General features: G+C 61.2%; 19 protein-coding genes and 4 tRNA genes. 15 read left to right on the top strand and 8 right to left on the bottom strand.

The annotated features are described in order from the left end of the window. Positions 1 to 22: 22 nt before the first annotated feature. The 4 genes from AOZ07_RS00925 to AOZ07_RS00940 are packed head-to-tail and all read left to right on the top strand — an operon-like array spanning position 23 to position 2091. Entirely contained in the window at positions 23 to 712 is a 690-nt protein-coding gene (locus AOZ07_RS00925) for an AzlC family ABC transporter permease (protein ID WP_060700285.1), read from the top strand. Further along, entirely contained in the window at positions 709 to 1026 is a 318-nt protein-coding gene (locus AOZ07_RS00930) for an AzlD domain-containing protein (RefSeq protein WP_060700286.1), read from the top strand. Before AOZ07_RS00925 ends, AOZ07_RS00930 begins: the two co-directional genes overlap by 4 nt. A gap of 52 nt (positions 1027 to 1078) precedes the next feature. Further along, the gene (locus tag AOZ07_RS00935; protein ID WP_060700287.1) at positions 1079 to 1405 is read left to right on the top strand and encodes a thiamine-binding protein; all 327 of its coding nucleotides are present in this window, start codon (positions 1079 to 1081) and stop codon (positions 1403 to 1405) included. Continuing rightward, a complete protein-coding gene (locus tag AOZ07_RS00940; protein WP_060700288.1) occupies positions 1402 to 2091 on the top strand; it encodes an O-methyltransferase in 690 nt (229 codons plus the stop codon). Before AOZ07_RS00935 ends, AOZ07_RS00940 begins: the two co-directional genes overlap by 4 nt. Before the next feature lie 16 nt (positions 2092 to 2107). Here AOZ07_RS00940 and AOZ07_RS00945 read toward each other — a convergent pair whose 3' ends face one another. Next, positions 2108 to 2461 carry a hypothetical protein gene (locus tag AOZ07_RS00945; RefSeq protein WP_060700289.1) on the bottom strand — a complete coding sequence of 118 codons (354 nt, stop codon included), beginning with the start codon at positions 2459 to 2461 and terminating at the stop codon, positions 2108 to 2110. A 181-nt stretch (positions 2462 to 2642) separates the two neighbouring features. Between AOZ07_RS00945 and AOZ07_RS00950 the strand changes: the two genes are divergently transcribed. Both AOZ07_RS00950 and AOZ07_RS00955 read left to right on the top strand, forming a co-directional pair. Further along, on the top strand, positions 2643 to 3149 hold the full coding sequence (locus AOZ07_RS00950) for a GNAT family N-acetyltransferase (protein WP_206693585.1): 507 nt from the start codon (positions 2643 to 2645) through the stop codon (positions 3147 to 3149). After that, positions 3142 to 3975 carry a spermidine synthase gene (locus AOZ07_RS00955; protein WP_236995231.1) on the top strand — a complete coding sequence of 278 codons (834 nt, stop codon included), beginning with the start codon at positions 3142 to 3144 and terminating at the stop codon, positions 3973 to 3975. The genes AOZ07_RS00950 and AOZ07_RS00955 overlap by 8 nt, the downstream gene beginning before the upstream one ends. A 3-nt stretch (positions 3976 to 3978) precedes the next feature. On the opposite strand, the gene AOZ07_RS18375 is transcribed toward AOZ07_RS00955, so the two are convergent. Together AOZ07_RS18375 and AOZ07_RS00965 are read right to left on the bottom strand one after the other, a co-directional pair. Then, entirely contained in the window at positions 3979 to 4488 is a 510-nt protein-coding gene (locus AOZ07_RS18375; RefSeq protein ID WP_060700292.1) for a DUF2087 domain-containing protein, read from the bottom strand. Between the two features lie 91 nt (positions 4489 to 4579). Next, on the bottom strand, positions 4580 to 6031 hold the full coding sequence (locus AOZ07_RS00965; protein WP_060700293.1) for an NCS2 family permease: 1452 nt from the start codon (positions 6029 to 6031) through the stop codon (positions 4580 to 4582). Between the two features lie 169 nt (positions 6032 to 6200). Here AOZ07_RS00965 and AOZ07_RS00970 point away from each other — a divergent pair, with 169 nt between their 5' ends. Beyond that, the gene (locus tag AOZ07_RS00970; RefSeq protein ID WP_060700294.1) at positions 6201 to 7175 is read left to right on the top strand and encodes a universal stress protein; all 975 of its coding nucleotides are present in this window, start codon (positions 6201 to 6203) and stop codon (positions 7173 to 7175) included. Positions 7176 to 7255: 80 nt separating this feature from the next. Here AOZ07_RS00970 and AOZ07_RS00975 read toward each other — a convergent pair whose 3' ends face one another. Both AOZ07_RS00975 and AOZ07_RS00985 read right to left on the bottom strand, forming a co-directional pair. Continuing rightward, entirely contained in the window at positions 7256 to 8962 is a 1707-nt protein-coding gene (locus AOZ07_RS00975; RefSeq protein ID WP_146277361.1) for a C40 family peptidase, read from the bottom strand. A 539-nt stretch (positions 8963 to 9501) separates the two neighbouring features. Then, a complete protein-coding gene (locus AOZ07_RS00985; protein WP_060700297.1) occupies positions 9502 to 9873 on the bottom strand; it encodes a metallopeptidase family protein in 372 nt (123 codons plus the stop codon). Between the two features lie 133 nt (positions 9874 to 10006). Between AOZ07_RS00985 and AOZ07_RS00990 the strand changes: the two genes are divergently transcribed. The 4 genes from AOZ07_RS00990 (at position 10007) to AOZ07_RS01005 (ending at position 10469) form a co-directional block, all read left to right on the top strand. Further along, a tRNA-Glu gene (locus tag AOZ07_RS00990) sits at positions 10007 to 10079 on the top strand. Positions 10080 to 10136: 57 nt separating this feature from the next. Next, positions 10137 to 10210, top strand: a tRNA-Asp gene (locus tag AOZ07_RS00995). Between the two features lie 49 nt (positions 10211 to 10259). After that, positions 10260 to 10332 (top strand) — tRNA-Phe (locus AOZ07_RS01000). Positions 10333 to 10392: 60 nt separating this feature from the next. Beyond that, positions 10393 to 10469, top strand: a tRNA-Asp gene (locus AOZ07_RS01005). Between the two features lie 49 nt (positions 10470 to 10518). On the opposite strand, the gene AOZ07_RS01010 is transcribed toward AOZ07_RS01005, so the two are convergent. Both AOZ07_RS01010 and AOZ07_RS01015 read right to left on the bottom strand, forming a co-directional pair. Next, positions 10519 to 11373 (bottom strand): DUF8083 family protein, encoded by an 855-nt coding sequence (locus tag AOZ07_RS01010; protein ID WP_060700298.1) that lies wholly within the window; start codon positions 11371 to 11373, stop codon positions 10519 to 10521. 2 nt (positions 11374 to 11375) lie between these two features. Beyond that, positions 11376 to 12176 (bottom strand): exodeoxyribonuclease III, encoded by an 801-nt coding sequence (locus tag AOZ07_RS01015; protein ID WP_060700299.1) that lies wholly within the window; start codon positions 12174 to 12176, stop codon positions 11376 to 11378. Between the two features lie 102 nt (positions 12177 to 12278). Between AOZ07_RS01015 and AOZ07_RS01020 the strand changes: the two genes are divergently transcribed. Both AOZ07_RS01020 and mmsB read left to right on the top strand, forming a co-directional pair. After that, entirely contained in the window at positions 12279 to 13334 is a 1056-nt protein-coding gene (locus AOZ07_RS01020) for a 3-hydroxyisobutyryl-CoA hydrolase (protein WP_236995232.1), read from the top strand. After that, entirely contained in the window at positions 13331 to 14227 is an 897-nt protein-coding gene (gene mmsB / locus AOZ07_RS01025) for a 3-hydroxyisobutyrate dehydrogenase (RefSeq protein ID WP_060700300.1), read from the top strand. Before AOZ07_RS01020 ends, mmsB begins: the two co-directional genes overlap by 4 nt. On the opposite strand, the gene AOZ07_RS01030 is transcribed toward mmsB, so the two are convergent. Beyond that, complete coding sequence (locus tag AOZ07_RS01030; RefSeq protein ID WP_060700301.1) at positions 14222 to 14725, bottom strand: MarR family winged helix-turn-helix transcriptional regulator; 504 nt, start codon at positions 14723 to 14725, stop codon at positions 14222 to 14224. The genes mmsB and AOZ07_RS01030 overlap by 6 nt on opposite strands. A 72-nt stretch (positions 14726 to 14797) precedes the next feature. Here AOZ07_RS01030 and AOZ07_RS01035 point away from each other — a divergent pair, with 72 nt between their 5' ends. Together AOZ07_RS01035 and AOZ07_RS01040 are read left to right on the top strand one after the other, a co-directional pair. Further along, positions 14798 to 15940 (top strand): acyl-CoA dehydrogenase family protein, encoded by a 1143-nt coding sequence (locus AOZ07_RS01035; protein WP_060700302.1) that lies wholly within the window; start codon positions 14798 to 14800, stop codon positions 15938 to 15940. A 112-nt stretch (positions 15941 to 16052) separates the two neighbouring features. Beyond that, the gene (locus AOZ07_RS01040) at positions 16053 to 16256 is read left to right on the top strand and encodes a hypothetical protein (protein ID WP_060700303.1); all 204 of its coding nucleotides are present in this window, start codon (positions 16053 to 16055) and stop codon (positions 16254 to 16256) included. Positions 16257 to 16342: the final 86 nt, after the last annotated feature.

Raw genomic sequence — 16342 nt, forward strand, 5'->3', positions numbered from 1 at the left:
ATTCTTGACCCCGGCGACAAAAATGGGCCTGTCCATTTCGATCGCCACCGGGTTGTACGGAATTTCCTTTGGCGCCCTGTCCATCGCCGCGGGACTGGACCTGTGGCAGACGGTGGCATTGAGCGCCTTGATGTTCACCGGCGGGTCGCAGTTCGCCTTCATCGGAGTGATCTCCGGCGGCGGCGCGGCCTCGGCCGCATTTTCTGCCGCCACGCTGCTGGGCGTGCGCAACGCCGTCTACGGAATGCAGATCAAGCAGGCCTTGCGGCCGCTGGGCAAGCAGGTGCCGTGGATGGCCCAGGTGACCATCGACGAATCAACGGCCGTGAGCCTGGGGCAGGCGAAGATCTCGGAAAAGCGCCGGGGATTTGTGACCGCGGGCGTGGGGGTCTATGTGCTGTGGAACCTGTTCACGCTGGCCGGCGCCCTGCTCGGCGAGCAGATGGGGGATCCGGCAGCCTGGGGTCTTGACGGTGCTGCGGTCGCGGCCTTTATCGGCCTGTTGTGGCCGCGGCTGAAATCCATGCAGCCGGTGCTCATCGCCGTGGCCGCCGCGGTGCTGACCGCACTGGCCGTGCCGATCAGCGCCCCTGGCCTGCCGATTTTGATCACCGCGGTCTGTGCCGCGATCTATGCGCTATGCACGGTGCGCAAGGCGCCGCCGGCAACCGAGCATGGCGGGCTGCACAGCGTGGGCGAGGAGCAAAAATGAGCGAACTGAGCTGGTGGGTTCTGGGCGCTTGCCTTGCCGCCTATGCCATCAAGCTGTGCGGCTATTTCGTTCCGCGCAAGGTCCTGGATTCGCCGATCATGACCCGCGTGGCCTCGACACTGACCATAGCGCTGCTGGCCTCCCTGGTCACCGTCAACGCGTTCACTTCCGGCCAGGAGCTGGTGCTCGATGCACGCATCGGCGCCTTGGCGGCCGCCATGATCGCGCTGTTCTTCAAAGCTCCCTACCTGGTGGTGGTATTGGCCGGGGCGCTGGCCGCGATTCTGCTGCGCGCCACCGGGCTGGCCGCCTGAGCACCTGCTCAAAGCAGATGACAAGCCGGGGCCGGGGTGGGAAAGTAGATGCATGATCGTAGCTTTTTCTGTAGCCCCATCCGGTACTGGCAGCAACCCCGACGGATCGGTGCATGACGCCGTCGCCGAAGCCGTAAGAGTCGTGCGCGATTCCGGGTTGCCCAACCGCACCAGTTCCATGTTCACCGAAATTGAAGGCGAATGGGACGAGGTTTTCGACGTCGTGAAACGCGCCACCGAGGCCGTCGCGCCCTTTGGCTCGCGCATCTCGCTGGTCATCAAAGCCGATATCCGTCCCGGACGCGAAGGCGAACTGGATGGAAAGATCCAGCGGCTGGAGCAGGCAATCAAGGATAGTGAGGGGAGTGCATCGTCATGATTCACCATTCAACCGACCGAGAGGCCGGTGCGGTTGAGCAATATCTGGAAGAATCCCTCGGGCTCCAGGTCGAGTCCCTGGAGAAAGGGCGCGAGCACGGCCGGGCCGCCGGCTTGCCGCCCATTGAAGTCAGCGCGGGCCAGGGCAAATTCCTGCAGCTGCTCGCAGAGATGATTGGCGCCCGGCGGGTATTGGAGATCGGCACGCTCGGCGGCTATTCGACCAGCTGGCTGGCCCTCGGAGCCGGTCCGTCCGGCAAGGTGGTCACCTGCGAATTCGAGCCGTTGCACGCCTCGGTGGCCCGGGAGAATTTGGAACGCTCCGGGCTCGCGGACCGGGTGGAAATCAAGCTGGGAGCCGCCCGCGGAACCCTGGACACCTTGATTGCCAAGCGCAGCGAAGCCTTTGATTTGATCTTCATCGATGCCGACAAGCGCAACAACGTGATCTATCTGGAGCGTGCGCTGGAGCTCTCGCACCCGGGCACGGTGCTGGTCGTGGACAACGTGGTGCGTGGCGGCGCCATCTTGGATGATCCGGGCCAGCTGGGCAGCCAGGAAGCCGACGTGCGCGGAGTCCAGGAGTCGCTGCTGTGGCTGCGTGATCATCCGCGGATCTCGGCGACCGCTTTGCAGACGCTGGGCTCCAAGGGCTGGGACGGATTCGCGCTCGCGCGGGTGCTGTAGGGAGCAAAGCCGATGGCTAGCGCGCTGAATGGTGATCGTGGAACTCGCGGTCGAATTCTTCATCAGGGTCATGCCTGAACGGCGGGGACTTGATGATCAGGTAATGCACCGCCAGCGCACAGATCAAGGCCACCGGGGCTCCCACCCACAGCGCGTATTCGGTATTGCGCACCAGGCCGGCGACGACCGGGCCCACCAGCATCGGGATGATGTAGTAGTAATGTTCCGGGGCGGCTGGGCCCCACAAGCGCTCGAGCTTGGACAGGAGGCTGAATCCGGCGGCGAGGATGATGGATCCGAGCAGGATCACCCACAGCGTCGCAGAGAGGCTGATGGCCAGGGTGAGCGAGCCGACAAGTCCTGCAGTCAAACACGCGTACTTCGTATTTTGATGCAAACCTTGCCTCTTTTTCTGCTCCCGGTGGATTGAGCCTCGACTAGTATTTTTTCAAACACTTGGACTGTCTGCAATCCTACTTAAGTAGGAGGGGCGCAGGGAGCGTTGGCTGAAATAGGCCAGGGCACTGCCGTAGGGTATAAATGTGCCACATATGAACGACTACCGAATCCGCCTGGCGACCGAGAACGACGTGCGCAAAGCGCTGGAGATGAAGCTGCAATGCTGGCGCGAAGCCTATGCCGGACTGCGCGAACCATCCTTTTTCGCCCATCATGAGCAAGAGCTCGACGGGCAGGTTGCGTGGTGGGAACGCGGACTGGCCTCCGGCGCGCAGTTTTTCATCGCCGAAGACCCACAGGGGGCGATCATCGGCCTGGCCGGGGCAACCCCGAGCATCGACGAAGACCAGGATGCCGGCGTCGATATCGAGCTGGGCATGCTCTACGTGCTCGAGCAGTACTACGGCAGCGGACTGGGCGCCCACCTGATGCAGGTGGTGCTCGGGCAGCGCGATGCCCTGGTCTGGGTGCTGGAGGGCAACCACCGGGCGCAGGCATTTTTTGAAAAACAGGGATTCACCGCCGATGGAACCACCGAAGCACTGGTTGGCACCTGGCAGGGACTGGTAGAACGACGGATGGTGCGCGCACATGGCTAGGGATTCCAGGGACTCGTTGCTCGGCGAATTCCCCATTGATACCGGAAGCGCCATGATCGAGGCCGACCCCTATGGCGGCAACCGCTACATCCTGAAGGTCAACGGCGTCCCGTCCTCGCACGTGGACCTGGATGATCCGACATACCTCGACTTCGAGTACATGCGCTGGATGGAACCGATTTTCACCTTCGGCTTCCCGGCCAGCGACTTCGACGGGCGCGCCCGCAAGCTGCGCGTGCTGCATCTGGGCGGAGGCGGCTGCTCCATGGCCCGCTGGGTCGCGGCAAGCTACGAGAACGCCCGCCAGGTCGTGGTGGAACTGGACGCGAAGCTGGCTGAACTGGTGCGCACCTCGTTCGACGTGCCCCGTGCCCCGCTGGTGCGGCTGCGCGTGGGCGATGCCGGCCAGGTGCTGCCCACCCTGAGCGATGACAGCCGCGACGTGATCATCCGCGACGTTTTTGCCGGAAGCGCCACCCCGCGCGAACTGACCACGGTGGACTACGCCCGCCATGCCCAGCGGGTGCTGGACGGCGGCGGCGTGTACATCATGAACTGCGGGGACACCGCCGATCTGGCCGGGGCCAAGGCCGAGGCAGCCACCCTGCTTGAAGTGTTCGAGCACGTGGCCATGATTGCCGACCCGCCGATGCTCAAGGGCCGGCGCTACGGCAATATCGTCTTCCTGGCCAGCGACGAGCCGCTCACCCTGGGCGCAGCTTTCGAGCGCAACCTGCGCACCGCGCCGCTGCCAGCGCAACTGGTCTCCGGGGCCTCGGTGCAGCGCTTTGCCGCAGGGGCCAGCCCGATCCTTCCCCAGGCCTAGGCACTAGGCTCCGGAACCGATCCGGTAGCTGGAGCCATCGGCTGCGCGCAGCAGCAGGGCATGATCGACCATATAGCGGCGCAGCAGGGCGGTATCGGGGTGGAAGACCCGCAGCCGCTCGTTCAGCTGCTCTTCGCGCAGCTGCTCCGCCGGGCTGATCACCGCGTCGCGGATATGCACCAGCACCTCGTGCCGGTCCCCGGGCTTGGCCGGAAGAGCCGCCAGGCGTGGTCCGTCGAAGAAGCGCTGGATGCCGCTGCGATCGGCCTTCTGCGCGCTCGCCGAAGACAGGGTCCGCTCCAATAGCTGTTCGTTGACCTGCCAGCCTTGCCCGTCATGGCGGAGCAAGCCGATCTTTTCCCAGCGCGCCAGGTCCTTGAGCTGGGACTTGCTGGGCTCCGCGGGCATCCCGGTCCCGGCAAGCACTGCCCCGAGCAGCTGGCGCATGCCGGGATTCTTCAACCCGGCAGCGACTTGGATCCATTGCCCGGCAATCGGGTGCTCTTCGCTCATGCTCCTTATCCTAGCCAATCGGCAAATGGATGAAGACGCACAACAGCCCGCCATGGACAGGCCATGGCGGGCTGCAGCATGAAGCGCGGGATTACTTGACCCCGACCCACATCTCGATCAGGCCGATGCCGAAGAACAGCACGAACGCCGCGGAGACAACCCACATCAGCGGGTGGATTTCCTTGGCGCGGCCCTGGGTGGCGCGGATGAAGACGTAGGAGATGAAGCCGGCGCCGATGCCGTTGGCAATCGAATAGGTGAACGGCATCAGGGTGAAGGTCAGGAAGGCCGGCAGCGCAATGCCCCAGTCGTTCCAGTCGATCTTGGAGACCTGGGTGATCATCATGAAGCCGACGACCACCAGGGCCGGGGCCACAGCCTCGAAAGGCACCAGGTAGATCAGCGGGCTCAGGAACATCGCGACGATCATCAGCAAGCCGGTGATTACCGAGGCCAGGCCGGTGCGCGCGCCCTCGCCGATGCCGGCACCGGACTCCACGAAGATCTGGGCCGAGGAGCTGGAGGTTCCGCCGCCCACGATGGCGCCGGCTGCATCAACCATCAGCACCTTGTCCACGTCGGGGATCTGCCCGTTCTCGTCCATGGTGCCGGCTTCGGAAGCCAGTCCCACCATGGTGCCCATGGCGTCGAAGAAGATCGAGAGCAGGATGACGAAGGCCAGCAGCGATGCCGCGGTGAAGCCGATCTTGCTGAAGGCGCCGAAGATGCTCACCTGGCCGATCAGCGAGAGGTCAGGCAGGGTCCACTCCGGCAGGGACGGGACGACCAGGGACCAGCTGCCGGTCTCGAATTCGCCGATGTGGAAGACGGCTTCGAGGATGTTGGCCAGGATGGCGGAGACGACGATGCCGATCAGGATCGCGCCCTTGACCTTGCGCACCACCAGTGCCATGGTCAGCAGCAGGCCGATGATGAAGACCAGGATTGGCCAGCCCATCAACTCGCCGTCAAAGCCCAGCCCCACCGGCACGGTGGTGTTCGCTGCATCCGGGATGCGCTGCACGAATCCGGCGTTCACCAGGCCGATCAATGCGATGAACATGCCGATGCCCACCACGATGGCCGTTTTCAGCCCGGCCGGAACGGCGTTGAACACCGCGGTTCTGAAGCCGGTGAGCACCAGGACGAACATGACCACACCGGCGATGAGCACCAGGCCCATGACGTCGGCCCAGGTCAGTTCAGGGTTGGTGGCCACGGTGATGGCCACAAAGGCATTGACGCCCAGGCCGGTGGCCATGGCGAAGGGGTGGCGGGCCCAAATGCCCATCAGGATGGTCAGGATGCCAGCCACGAAAGCGGTCACAGCGGCAACGCGCTGGATGCCCAGCTCACCGCCCGAGGAATCGGCGCCGGAGAGCACCAGCGGGTTGAGGACGACGATGTAGCTCATCGCGAAGAACGTGGCGATGCCGCCGCGAACTTCGGTGGAGAACGTTGAACGCCGTTCCGAAATCTTGAAGTATCGGTCGATGCGCGCGGCCACAGAAGTCCCGGACGCGGTGTTTGTGGAGGAGGACATGCAAAAATTCTATGTCGTTTTAGTTGCCAAATGATACCTGATTCATGGCTAACTAGGCGCAATCAAAAATCTTTAGACCCAACTCACACCAAGAACTATCAAAGCAAGTACATTGGAGGTAAGGGAAATCACACCCATGTTGATCTGAGGTTATGAAGGAGCGATTCAGATGAGTGACGAAGCGCCAGTCGCAGCAGAAAAGATCGAAGGAATTGTTGTCGGTGTTGACGGTTCGCAGCAAAGCAAGTGCGCGTTGCGCTGGGCCGAACGCGAGGCGGTGCGCCGCGGCAGCGTGCTGAATATCGTTTCCGCCTACACCATCCCGGTCTTTGCCGCATCCTCCATGGATGCCGGCTATTCGACCCTGGATGATGACCTGATTCGCGGTGGCGCCGAAGAAATCGTGCGCCAGGCGCGGATCGACCTTGAAGGCAGTGCGGCGCAGATCCGCACGTACATCGAGTCGGGGGACCCGGCCGGGGTGCTCCTGGATTTGAGCCAGGACGCCGAGCTGGTCGTGGTCGGCACCCGTGGACGTGGCGGTTTTGTGGGCCGCCTGCTCGGCTCGGTGTCCTCGGCCCTGCCAGCCCACTCCAAGTGCCCGACCGTGGTCGTGCCCTTGTGCATGTCCAAGGAGCAGGACGCCACCGGAGATGTGGCCGCTGATCGCAAGTGCATTGTGGTTGGCGTGGATGGTTCTGACCGGGCGCGCTCCGCGGTGCTCGCGGCCGCTGACGCGGCGATGGCCAGCGACCTGACGCTGCGCCTGATCTGCGCGGTGCCACCGGTGGGTGCGGCGCTGGCATGGATGCCGGCGACCATTGACCAGGAAGCGGTGCTCGAAGATGTCCGCTATCAGATGGGCGTGGGCACGAAGTGGCTGCGTTCGCACTACCCTGAGCTGAAGATGGAAACCGACGTGGTCTCCGGGCCTCCGGTCGAGGTGCTGATCCGCGAGTCCGAGCATGCGGTGTTGACCGTGACCGGTTCGCGAGGCCGCGGTGGATTCACCGGCATGCTGCTGGGGTCCACTTCGCAGGGCGTGCTGCACCACTCCAAGGGCCCGGTCATGGTGGTTCCCGATTCCGAGGATCCACGGCTGGAAGATCGCAAGAACTTCGATACCCGAGCCCAGGATCAGTAGCCGCGGCCACTGCAGTAGGCGAATAGCAGAAGGCCACGCACCCGATGGGTGCGTGGCCTTCTGCTGTTCGGCGGCTGCTTCTAGTAGCGAGCTGCCTTTGAGTACAGGTTGTTGACCCAGCTCAATGGCGTCACCGAAATGCCGACACTTGGGTTGCGGGCGTGGACGACATTGCCGTTGCCGATGTAGATGGCTACGTGGTAGAACGAGGATCCGCCGTTGGAGGAGGAGAACACCAGGTCGCCCGGGCGCAGGTTGCTCAGCGACACGTACTGCGGTGCGCTGAAGAACTGCTGGGTCGAGGTGCGTGGCAGGCTGATGCCCGACTGGCCGAAGGCACGCTGCGAGAAGCTCGAGCAGTCAAAGGCGTTAGGGCCGTTGCCGCCGTAGACGTAGTACTTGCTTGGGTCGTCAGCGGTCTTCAAGGCCCAGGCGATGGCAGCCGAGTAGCTGCGGCCAGTGTCCGGTTCCGGCTGTGGCTCCGCGGTCTTGGTTGGCTCAGGCTTAGGGGTCGGCTTTGGCGTTGGCGTTGGAGTCGGCTTGGGCTCCGCGGTCTTGGTTGGCTTTGGCTCAGGCTTCGGAGTTGGCTTAGGCTCAGCCGTTTTGGTCGGCTTTGGCTCCGCGGTCTTGGTCGGCTTGGGCTCAGGCTTCGGAGTCGGCTCCGCCGTCTTGGTTGGCTTCGGCTCAGCCGTCTTGGTTGGTTCCGGCTTCGGCTCAGCAGTCTTGGTTGGCTTCGGCTCAGCCGTCTTGGTTGGTTCCGGCTTCGGCTCAGCAGTCTTGGTTGGCTCGGCCTTTGGAGGCTTTGGCACGGCCGTTGGAGTCAGGGTTTCGAGCTCAACTGCTTTTGGCTTGATCGTTGGCTCATCGTCGGACTCGGTAGGTTCCAGTTCCTGGGGCTCAGCTACTGCCAGTGGCTTAATTGCCGCAGGCTTTTCTTCAGGAACCTCGGTGGTGTCTTCGGTAGCGATGGCCTCTTCGAGGGCTGCTTCCTGTTCCTGGGCTTCCTTCTTCTCTACTGCCTTGCGAACTTCAGCTTCTTCCTTCTGCTGCAAGGTGGCAAGGTGGCCGATGAGTTCATTGCGGAGCTTCTTCTCTGGCTCCACGGCTGATTCGTAGGTGTTGAGGGTGCTGTTGGCGGTGGCTGCAGCCGAGTCGTAGTTGGCTGCGGCATCTTCGGCTGCGCTCTGGGCCGCGTCAGCGTATTCCTGCCAGGCCGAAACCAGTGCTTCTGCCTCGGAGGCGGTGTTGACCGACTGGACCTGCTGTTCGCTCAGTGCATCGATGGTGGCGGCCTTGTAGAAGAGGTCGCCTTCCTTGTTGTCATCCAGCAGGAGGCCCAAGGTGGAGGTGCCAGCGCCATTGCGGTAAATGTCCGAGGCGATAGCGCCCAGGTCCTTGCGGCTCTGAGCTAGGTAGGTCTTTGCATAATCGAGCTGCTTGACGGCCTTCTCGGCTTCGGCGGTGCGCTGGTCGCGCTCTTCGCCAGCGGACAGCAGGGATTCCTGCGCCTCGGCAGCTTCGGTTTCAACCCGCTGCAGTTCAGCGCGGCTTGAAGCCAGGGAAGCCTCGATGCGGGCGATCATGGCGTTTGTGGAGTCTTTGCTCTTCTTGGCCTCTTGGATTTCTGCATCCGTGGGCAGAGCCGAAGTGCTTGGTGCAGCTGCGATGGAGACAGATGCTGGGAACGTAGCTGGAGTGGATGCGGACGCGGGCAAGGCACCTGCAAGGCAGGATGCTGCTAAGGCCAGTGTGCTAGCAGCGACACCGAGCGTGTGGCGAGTAGCCATATCGTTCCTCACTAAGTTCATGGATGACAGGGAGCGTTCAAACCGTGACTTCCTGAGGAGGAAAGGTCACGAATAGGACAAGGCTCCAAATAGCACATTAGGCCAACTGCAACATCCTTGGCAACACTGTTCACATCAGTCACATGAATCCCAAACGTGTAATTCACTTGCGGTTATGGGGTGTGATCTGCGGGAACGCAGGACATTGCGGGCAGATTTTCCTGAAAGAAACCTTGGAAATTTTTTTGGAGGCGTGCAGGGAAGTGTTATCTGAGCGCTCTCATCATGAAGCTTCGGTAACGCTGTGGATGCACTAAAAGAGCTGGGGCAAAGCTGATCCGAATTCCGCCACCAAAAAACTGCCTTTAAAAGGGAGCGTTCTCGGGGAGCTCAAAACCGTGTTCTCCGAAGATTGGGGAAGGGGCGATCTTGCGCGGGAAGATCCAATGTGTTCTGGCTCTCTTTGGAACCCCTTCTGGCCACCGGATTCAGGAAAATTTGTGAGGCAGATCTCAAAAGAAGTTTTAGCGGATTTGGGCTCAAGACCACCCCAAAGCATGCAATCTGTGGTCGTCGATTCCGAAGTGGTGGGCCACCTCGTGCATGACCGTGACGCCTATTTCGCGAACGACATCTTCCCGGGTTTTGCAGGCTCGAAGAGTCGGATTTTTGAAGATCGTGATCTGGTCGGGAAGCGCGCCTGCGCTCCAGCCTAGATCCCTTTCGGTGAGAGCGACACCCTCGTATTGCCCCAGAATTTCAAGGTTTTTTGGTTCGCCTGGACGAGGGGAGTATTCGTCTTCGATAAAGAAAATGACGTTATCCATCATGGCGAAAGCTGCCTTTGGAATGGCATCGATCGCCTGCTCAACCAGCTGCTCGAACTCGTCATCACTCATCTCTAAAGCCATGTTTTCAGCCTAGTTGCGAACCTCGGAATTGGCATCGAAAAAATGCCCCGGGAGCCGATTTTGCGAAATCAAAAAACCCCACGTATAGTTATTGGAGTCCGCTACGGAGACGCAAGAAACCGAAGCGACTTAGGCCCCCATCGTCTAGCGGCCTAGGACACCGCCCTTTCACGGCGGCGGCACGGGTTCGAATCCCGTTGGGGGTACAAACAACTAATTCATTAGTTGTCAGATGGATAAAATCCATTGGCTTGCGAAAGCAAGGCCCTGTAGCGCAGTTGGTTAGCGCGCCGCCCTGTCACGGCGGAGGTCGCGGGTTCAAGTCCCGTCAGGGTCGCTCGATTTACTAATCTATTAGTAAATTTGGTGTCCACTTAGTGGTACCAGGCTCTGTAGCTCAGTTGGTAGAGCGTTCGACTGAAAATCGAAAGGTCACCGGATCGACGCCGGTCGGAGCCACGCAGGCCCTCGGTTTACCGAGGGTTTTACTGTGTGTATTGAAAGTAATTCAAAACACTAGGCCCTGTAGCGCAGTTGGTTAGCGCGCCGCCCTGTCACGGCGGAGGTCGCGGGTTCAAGTCCCGTCAGGGTCGCCAATAAACAGATGCTCCGGTTTTCCGGGGCATTTGCTGTATCTGGGGCCTGTTAGTTGGCGCGCCCCAGATGGCGTGGACCGATCCAGCGGTTGCTCAGCCGGCGATAGGCCGCAGCGGCTCCAGTCATATCCCCGTCATCCAATGCCTGCAAGCCGTCCAGGAGATCGCTGGCTGAATCGTCGGGCCAAACTATTTCAGCCAGCAGCCCGTAGTCCAGCTCAATCACTGCACGGCTATCAAAGGACTCCAGCCAGCTGCCCAGGGCGCCCAGCTCCTCGAAGAGCTGCGACTGCGGCGCGTGGGCCACCAGGGTCTGGACTGCCCACGCCAGTCGTTCCACTGCCTGATCGAAGCCAATGTACATGCGCACGGTCTTCAGGCGGTCGCCCTCATGGATCACTTCGTGCTCGTCTTCTTCGCGGAACAGGGCGAACCAGCTCAGTGGAATGCCCCATGAGGACGTGCGGGTGTGAAGGTGCGTCAGATCTCCTGCGAGCCGGTCGGGATTAACGCGCTGTGCATTAGCCTGCCGGGAAGCTGGAGGAACGAGAAGGTCGAAAACCTCAGGCCGGATGGCTTCTTCAGCCTGTTCGGCCGCTAGCAGGCTGCGAGCCTGCAACTGCCCTGGGCAGTAGCGGGTGTGCTCCGTGCCCTGGTAGTCCAGGGTCTTGATGGCCCGGAAGAATTCTGGCTCATTGTGGGGGAAGGGGTCGGAAACACTGCGCAGGGAGCGCTGCCAAAGGCGTTCGTTCTCAAACTCGTCCCATTGCTGGGCGGTCCGCTGTGGCGTGCGCAGAATGATTGACTGGGCCCAGTCTTCAAAGGTGTCCAGCGGTTCATAAACACGAAGGTGCGCCGTGGCCGAAGTGAGCTCATTGGTGGGCCCAGTCAATTTAGAAGTCATGGTCAGTCCGAGAGCTCCACGATCACCGGCGCGTGGTCGCTAGCGCCCTTGCCCTTGCGTTCCTCGCGGTCAATGCTTGCCGCGGTGACTCGTGCGGTGAGCGCTGGGGAGGTCAAGGAGAAGTCAATGCGCATGCCTTCGCCCTTGGGGAAGCGCAGCTGGGTGTAATCCCAGTAGGTGTACTGGCCCTCGGTGTAGCCGCGAACGACGTCGCTGAAGCCCAGATCCTCAAAAGCGGTGAACGCCGCGCGCTCGGGAGCTGAAACGTGCGTGAGCTTGTTTTCCAGGAAGAAATCAATGTCCCAGACATCTTCATCCTTCGGTGCGATATTCCAGTCGCCCATCAGGGCGATCTGGGCCTCCGGGTTCTCGGCCAGCCATTGCCCGGAGCGTTCCTTGAGCTCGTTGAGCCAATTCAGCTTGTAGGCCATGTGCTCATCGTCCAGGGCCCGGCCGTTGGGCACGTACAAGCTCCAGATGCGAATGCCGCCGCAGGTCGCGGCCAGGGCGCGCGGCTCCTGGATCGGGTTCTTGCCGCCCTTGCCGAATTCAGGCTGGCCCGGGAAGGTGCGCTGCACATCTTCAAGGCCTACGCGTGACGCGATGGCCACGCCGTTCCATTGGTTAACGCCAAAGTGCGCTACCTCGTAGTCATTGTTCTCGAACAATTCCCACGGAAAATTCTCGTCTTTGCATTTCGTTTCCTGGATAGCCAGGACATCTACGTCGGTGCGTCGCAGCCAGTCCTCAACGCGGTCGGCGCGGGCTCGCAGCGAGTTCACATTCCAAGTTGCAATCTTCACAAGTTCAACCTATCAAGTTTGCTGACCTGTGCCACTTCAATTTACTTGGAAGTCCGAGTATATTCGAGTGCAGAAGGTGACGCCAATCACTCCAAGGAGGCAATGTTGCCTGAAATCCTGACGGAACGTCGCGGCCACTTAGGCCTCATCACGCTTAACCGACCCAAAGCACTCAACGCTTTGAATACTCAAATGTGCCAGATTTTTCTTGATGCTTTGCTCGGTTGGCGCGATGACCCCGATATAAGCCAGGTCGCCGTCCAGGGCTCGGGGGAGCGCGGGCTATGCGCCGGTGGCGACATTGTCGCCATATACCAGGACATCAAGGAGCGCACCGGATCATCCGAGAACTTCTGGCGCATCGAATACCAGCTCAACGTCTTGATCAATGAGTATCCCAAGCCCTACATTGCCTTGATGGACGGCATCGTGCTCGGTGGAGGAATCGGCATCTCTGCGCACGGAAGCCATCGAATTGTTACCAATGCCAGCAAGTGCGGCATGCCGGAAGTCGGCATCGGGTTCTTCCCTGACGTTGGCGGAACACATCTGCTGGGCAAGGCTCCGCGAGCAGCGGGACGGCTGGCCGCATTGACCGGAACTAAATTTGGCGCGGCCGATGCCATCCTCCTTGGGCTGGCTGACAACTATGTGCCGCAGGAAAAACTGCCGTCGTTGCTGGCAGCGCTGGAAACCGAGGCTGCCCAAAGCGCTATCGGGCGCTATGCGGAAAGGCCGCCCCAGGGCTTCATGCACGAGCCGTGGGTGCAGGCCTTTGACGAGGACAATCTCCGCGCGGTGCTTCTGTCGCTGCAAAACAGCGATGCACCTCGAGCACATGAGATGGCCGAAGCACTTCGTGCTGCTTGCCCTAGTTCAGTGCGGCTGACCAGTGAACTCATGCGGCAGGCCGGCAATGATCTGCGCACGGATCTCAAGCGGGAATTCCGGGCGGCATTGCATCGCCTGGACGACCCGGACTTCGCAGAAGGCATCCGGGCCGCGGTGATCGATAAAGATCGTACGCCGCACTGGGCGGAATCTCTGCCCGGGATGAGCCATGAACAACGAACCGAACGGCACCTCGGCCCGCTTCCGGGTGCCGAACTGAACTACGCCTTGCTGGGTGCAAGCCGAGGAGAAAAGAGCGCATCATGAGCGACAAGCCAGTCATCGGCTTTTTGGGCCTGGGCCATATGGGTTTGCCCATGGCCATCAACCTGCATCGTGCCGGCTATCAGCTGAAGGGATTCGACGTGGTTCCTGCGGCGGTGCAGGCCGCGCAGGATGCCGGGATCGAAACCGTGGGCAGCGGCGCTGAAGCCGCTGTTGACGTTGACATAGTGCTGACCATGTTCCCTTCCGGGCAGCATGTTCTTGACGCCTATGCGCAGTATCTTTTGAAAAGCGCCAAGCCCAATACGCTGTTTCTGGAATGCTCCACCATTGATGTTGCCCAGGCCCGGCAAGCCGCGGAGCTTGCGGTGGCAGCTGGCCACCGCAGCGCGGATGCCCCGGTGTCTGGCGGCGTAGTAGGCGCCGAAGCGGGGACCTTGACCTTCATGCTCGGCGCGCAGGGCGAGGATTTGGAAGAGATCACCGCGGTCCTTGAGCACATGGGCAAGAGGATCGTGCACTGCGGTGGTTATGGCGCAGGCCAGGCGGCCAAGGTCTGCAACAACATGCTGTTGGGCATCTCCATGATCGGGGCGGCCGAGGCTTTTGTGCTCGGCGAACGATTGGGCCTGGAGCATCAGGCGCTCTATGACGTGATTTCCTCGGCTTCGGGCCAATGCTGGGCGGTGACCACCAACTGCCCGGTGCCTGGCCCGGTGCCGACCTCGCCGGCAAACCGGGATTATCAGCCAGGGTTTGCCGCGGCCCTGATGGCCAAGGATCTTGGGCTGGCGGCCAGCGCGTTGGAACATACCACCACAGATGCCCAGCTCGGTTCCCTTGCTGCTGCCCTGTATCGGAAATTCAGCGACGAGGGCAATGCGGGAACGGATTTCTCCGGCATCATCAACGCCATTCGCGATGGATCGCTATAGGAAATCCCCGGAGGCCTTGCGGAAGCGGGCAAGGATTTCGAAAAGCTCGATGGCGTCCATGCCGGAGAGCTTGCTCTGGGCGAAAAGCTGCTCGTTGAGATCGTCCCGGGCCGCGCCGAGGACCTTCTGCCCTTGAGTGGTGAGTTCCAGCAGCCGGGTGCGGCCATCGGTCGGGTGCGCAATGCGGCGCACCAGGCCGGTGGATTCCAAGCGGTCTACCGAGTTGGTCAGGCTGGTGGCGTGCACCTGGAGCAGGTCGCTGGCCTGGCTCATGGGCAGCGATCCCCGCTTGGAGAATCCCAGCAGGGCCAGGACCTCAAAACGCGCAAAGGTCAGTCCGTGCGGCTTGAGGATCGCATCGGCGCGCTGCAAGAAGATCGACGCAGTGCGCATTACCGCGGTAATCGCGGCCATGGAATCAGCTTGGGCTGTCCATCCATGTGAAATCCACTGTTCCCGGGCCTGGGCAATCGGGTCGCGTGGCAACGGAGAAGTCATTTGAATACCCCCATAAGAAGACCTAGTCCAACAATATACTTGGACTTCCTAAGGTTTGGAAGGAGAACCCCCATGGACCTATTGGGTGTGGCACAACAGCTGGGCGATCGCGAACATGAACGCCTGCTGGAAGTGAGAGAACTGGTGCAGGACAAAATCCGCAAGCAGTCCATCAGCTACTGGAACCGCGAAGAATTCCCCAAGGATCTGGTGGCACTGCTGGCGCAGCATGGATTAGCCGGAATGCAATTAGAGGAATGCTCGCACCTGCTGCGCGGCCTGATTCATGCGGAAATCGCCAGGGCGGATATCTCGCTGTCCTCGGTGGTGGGCATCCACAATGAGCTGGTGGTCGGGATGATTCATGAACTTGGGTCCCAGGAGCAGCAGGACCAATGGCTGCCCAAGCTCATGGCCTTTGAAGCTTTCGGCGCTTTTGCGCTCACCGAACCCGAGCATGGCTCTGACATCGCTGGGGGAGTGCAATGCACCGCCCGGCGCGACGGGGACGCATACGTTATTTCCGGAGCCAAGCGCTGGATCGGCATGGGGACCATAAGCGACTTCGCACTGATCTGGGCCAAGGACGAAGGCACCGGAGATCTCGGCGCGTACCTTGTGGAATCCGACCGCCCGGGCTACAGCGCCACCAAGATTGAGCATAAAATCGGGCTGCGGATCATGCAAAATGCGGACATCGCTTTTGACCAGGTGCGGATCCCGGTGGCCAACAAGCTTCCCGGGGCGAGCAGTTTTGCCTCCGCCAACGGGTTGCTGATGCAATCCCGGGCCTGGGTGGGCTGGCAGGCGGTTGGCGCGATGATGGCGACCCTGGATATCTGCCAGGCCTACGCCCTTGAGCGCCAGCAATTCGGGCAGCCCATTGCGTCCTTCCAGCTGATACAGCAGCCGCTGGCGCAGATCGCCGGCAATTTGAGCCTCTGCCTGTCGATGATGGGCGATATTGCCCGCAAGCAGGAGCGCGGAGACCTGCAGATGGTTGATGCGGCCATGGCAAAGTCCACTGCCACCCGGCTGGCACGGGAATCCGCGGCGCTGGGCAGGGCGATGATGGGCGGCAATGGCGTGGTGAGCGATTTCGAGATGGCCAAGGTGTTCTGCGACGTGGAAATCCTGCACACCTATGAAGGCACCTACGAAATCAATTCGCTCATTGTTGGGCGGGCGCTGACAGGCATCAGCGCGTTTGTGTAGCGGGCGTTGAGCGGTTCGAAAGCCAATAAAACAACTAACAAGTACTTTCCATTCTGGAAAGTACTTGTTAGTGTTGGGGTATTCGAAGGTTCGCAGGCAAAGGAGCAGGATCATGAAAGCGACGTTCAGCACTTGGTACCTCACCGCGATCATCGCGACGGGATTGGCCTTTTTTGCGCTTGCGCTCAGTGCGTACGCCACCGGCCAACAGGCCTTGATTTTCATCGGCATGGGGATCTTCATGGCTACCACCATGACAATGGCCTCGTTGTTTGCGCAGCGGCAGCGCAAGGCCCTGGCATTGGACAGCAAGTGAGCTCGGAACAGGAACTGGGCCCCGAGGAGCAATTGGCCGCGCTGGGCAAGGCGCAGCAGGGCATGGATCGCGCCTCCGGGTAGGGC

It is taken from the genome of Glutamicibacter halophytocola, from assembly GCF_001302565.1.
GTDB lineage: Bacteria > Actinomycetota > Actinomycetes > Actinomycetales > Micrococcaceae > Glutamicibacter > Glutamicibacter halophytocola.

Coding starts and splice junctions, on each gene's coding strand:
- AOZ07_RS00925 (WP_060700285.1), top strand. CDS start 23: ATGGGCCTGTCCATTTCGATCGCCACCGGGTTGTACGGAATTTCCTTT.
- AOZ07_RS00930 (WP_060700286.1), top strand. CDS start 709: ATGAGCGAACTGAGCTGGTGGGTTCTGGGCGCTTGCCTTGCCGCCTAT.
- AOZ07_RS00935 (WP_060700287.1), top strand. CDS start 1,079: ATGATCGTAGCTTTTTCTGTAGCCCCATCCGGTACTGGCAGCAACCCC.
- AOZ07_RS00940 (WP_060700288.1), top strand. CDS start 1,402: ATGATTCACCATTCAACCGACCGAGAGGCCGGTGCGGTTGAGCAATAT.
- AOZ07_RS00950 (WP_206693585.1), top strand. CDS start 2,643: ATGAACGACTACCGAATCCGCCTGGCGACCGAGAACGACGTGCGCAAA.
- AOZ07_RS00955 (WP_236995231.1), top strand. CDS start 3,142: ATGGCTAGGGATTCCAGGGACTCGTTGCTCGGCGAATTCCCCATTGAT.
- AOZ07_RS18375 (WP_060700292.1), bottom strand. CDS start 4,488: ATGAGCGAAGAGCACCCGATTGCCGGGCAATGGATCCAAGTCGCTGCC.
- AOZ07_RS00965 (WP_060700293.1), bottom strand. CDS start 6,031: ATGTCCTCCTCCACAAACACCGCGTCCGGGACTTCTGTGGCCGCGCGC.
- AOZ07_RS00970 (WP_060700294.1), top strand. CDS start 6,201: ATGAGTGACGAAGCGCCAGTCGCAGCAGAAAAGATCGAAGGAATTGTT.
- AOZ07_RS00975 (WP_146277361.1), bottom strand. CDS start 8,962: ATGGCTACTCGCCACACGCTCGGTGTCGCTGCTAGCACACTGGCCTTA.
- AOZ07_RS00985 (WP_060700297.1), bottom strand. CDS start 9,873: ATGGCTTTAGAGATGAGTGATGACGAGTTCGAGCAGCTGGTTGAGCAG.
- AOZ07_RS01010 (WP_060700298.1), bottom strand. CDS start 11,373: ATGACTTCTAAATTGACTGGGCCCACCAATGAGCTCACTTCGGCCACG.
- AOZ07_RS01020 (WP_236995232.1), top strand. CDS start 12,279: ATGTTGCCTGAAATCCTGACGGAACGTCGCGGCCACTTAGGCCTCATC.
- mmsB (WP_060700300.1), top strand. CDS start 13,331: ATGAGCGACAAGCCAGTCATCGGCTTTTTGGGCCTGGGCCATATGGGT.
- AOZ07_RS01030 (WP_060700301.1), bottom strand. CDS start 14,725: ATGACTTCTCCGTTGCCACGCGACCCGATTGCCCAGGCCCGGGAACAG.
- AOZ07_RS01035 (WP_060700302.1), top strand. CDS start 14,798: ATGGACCTATTGGGTGTGGCACAACAGCTGGGCGATCGCGAACATGAA.
- AOZ07_RS01040 (WP_060700303.1), top strand. CDS start 16,053: ATGAAAGCGACGTTCAGCACTTGGTACCTCACCGCGATCATCGCGACG.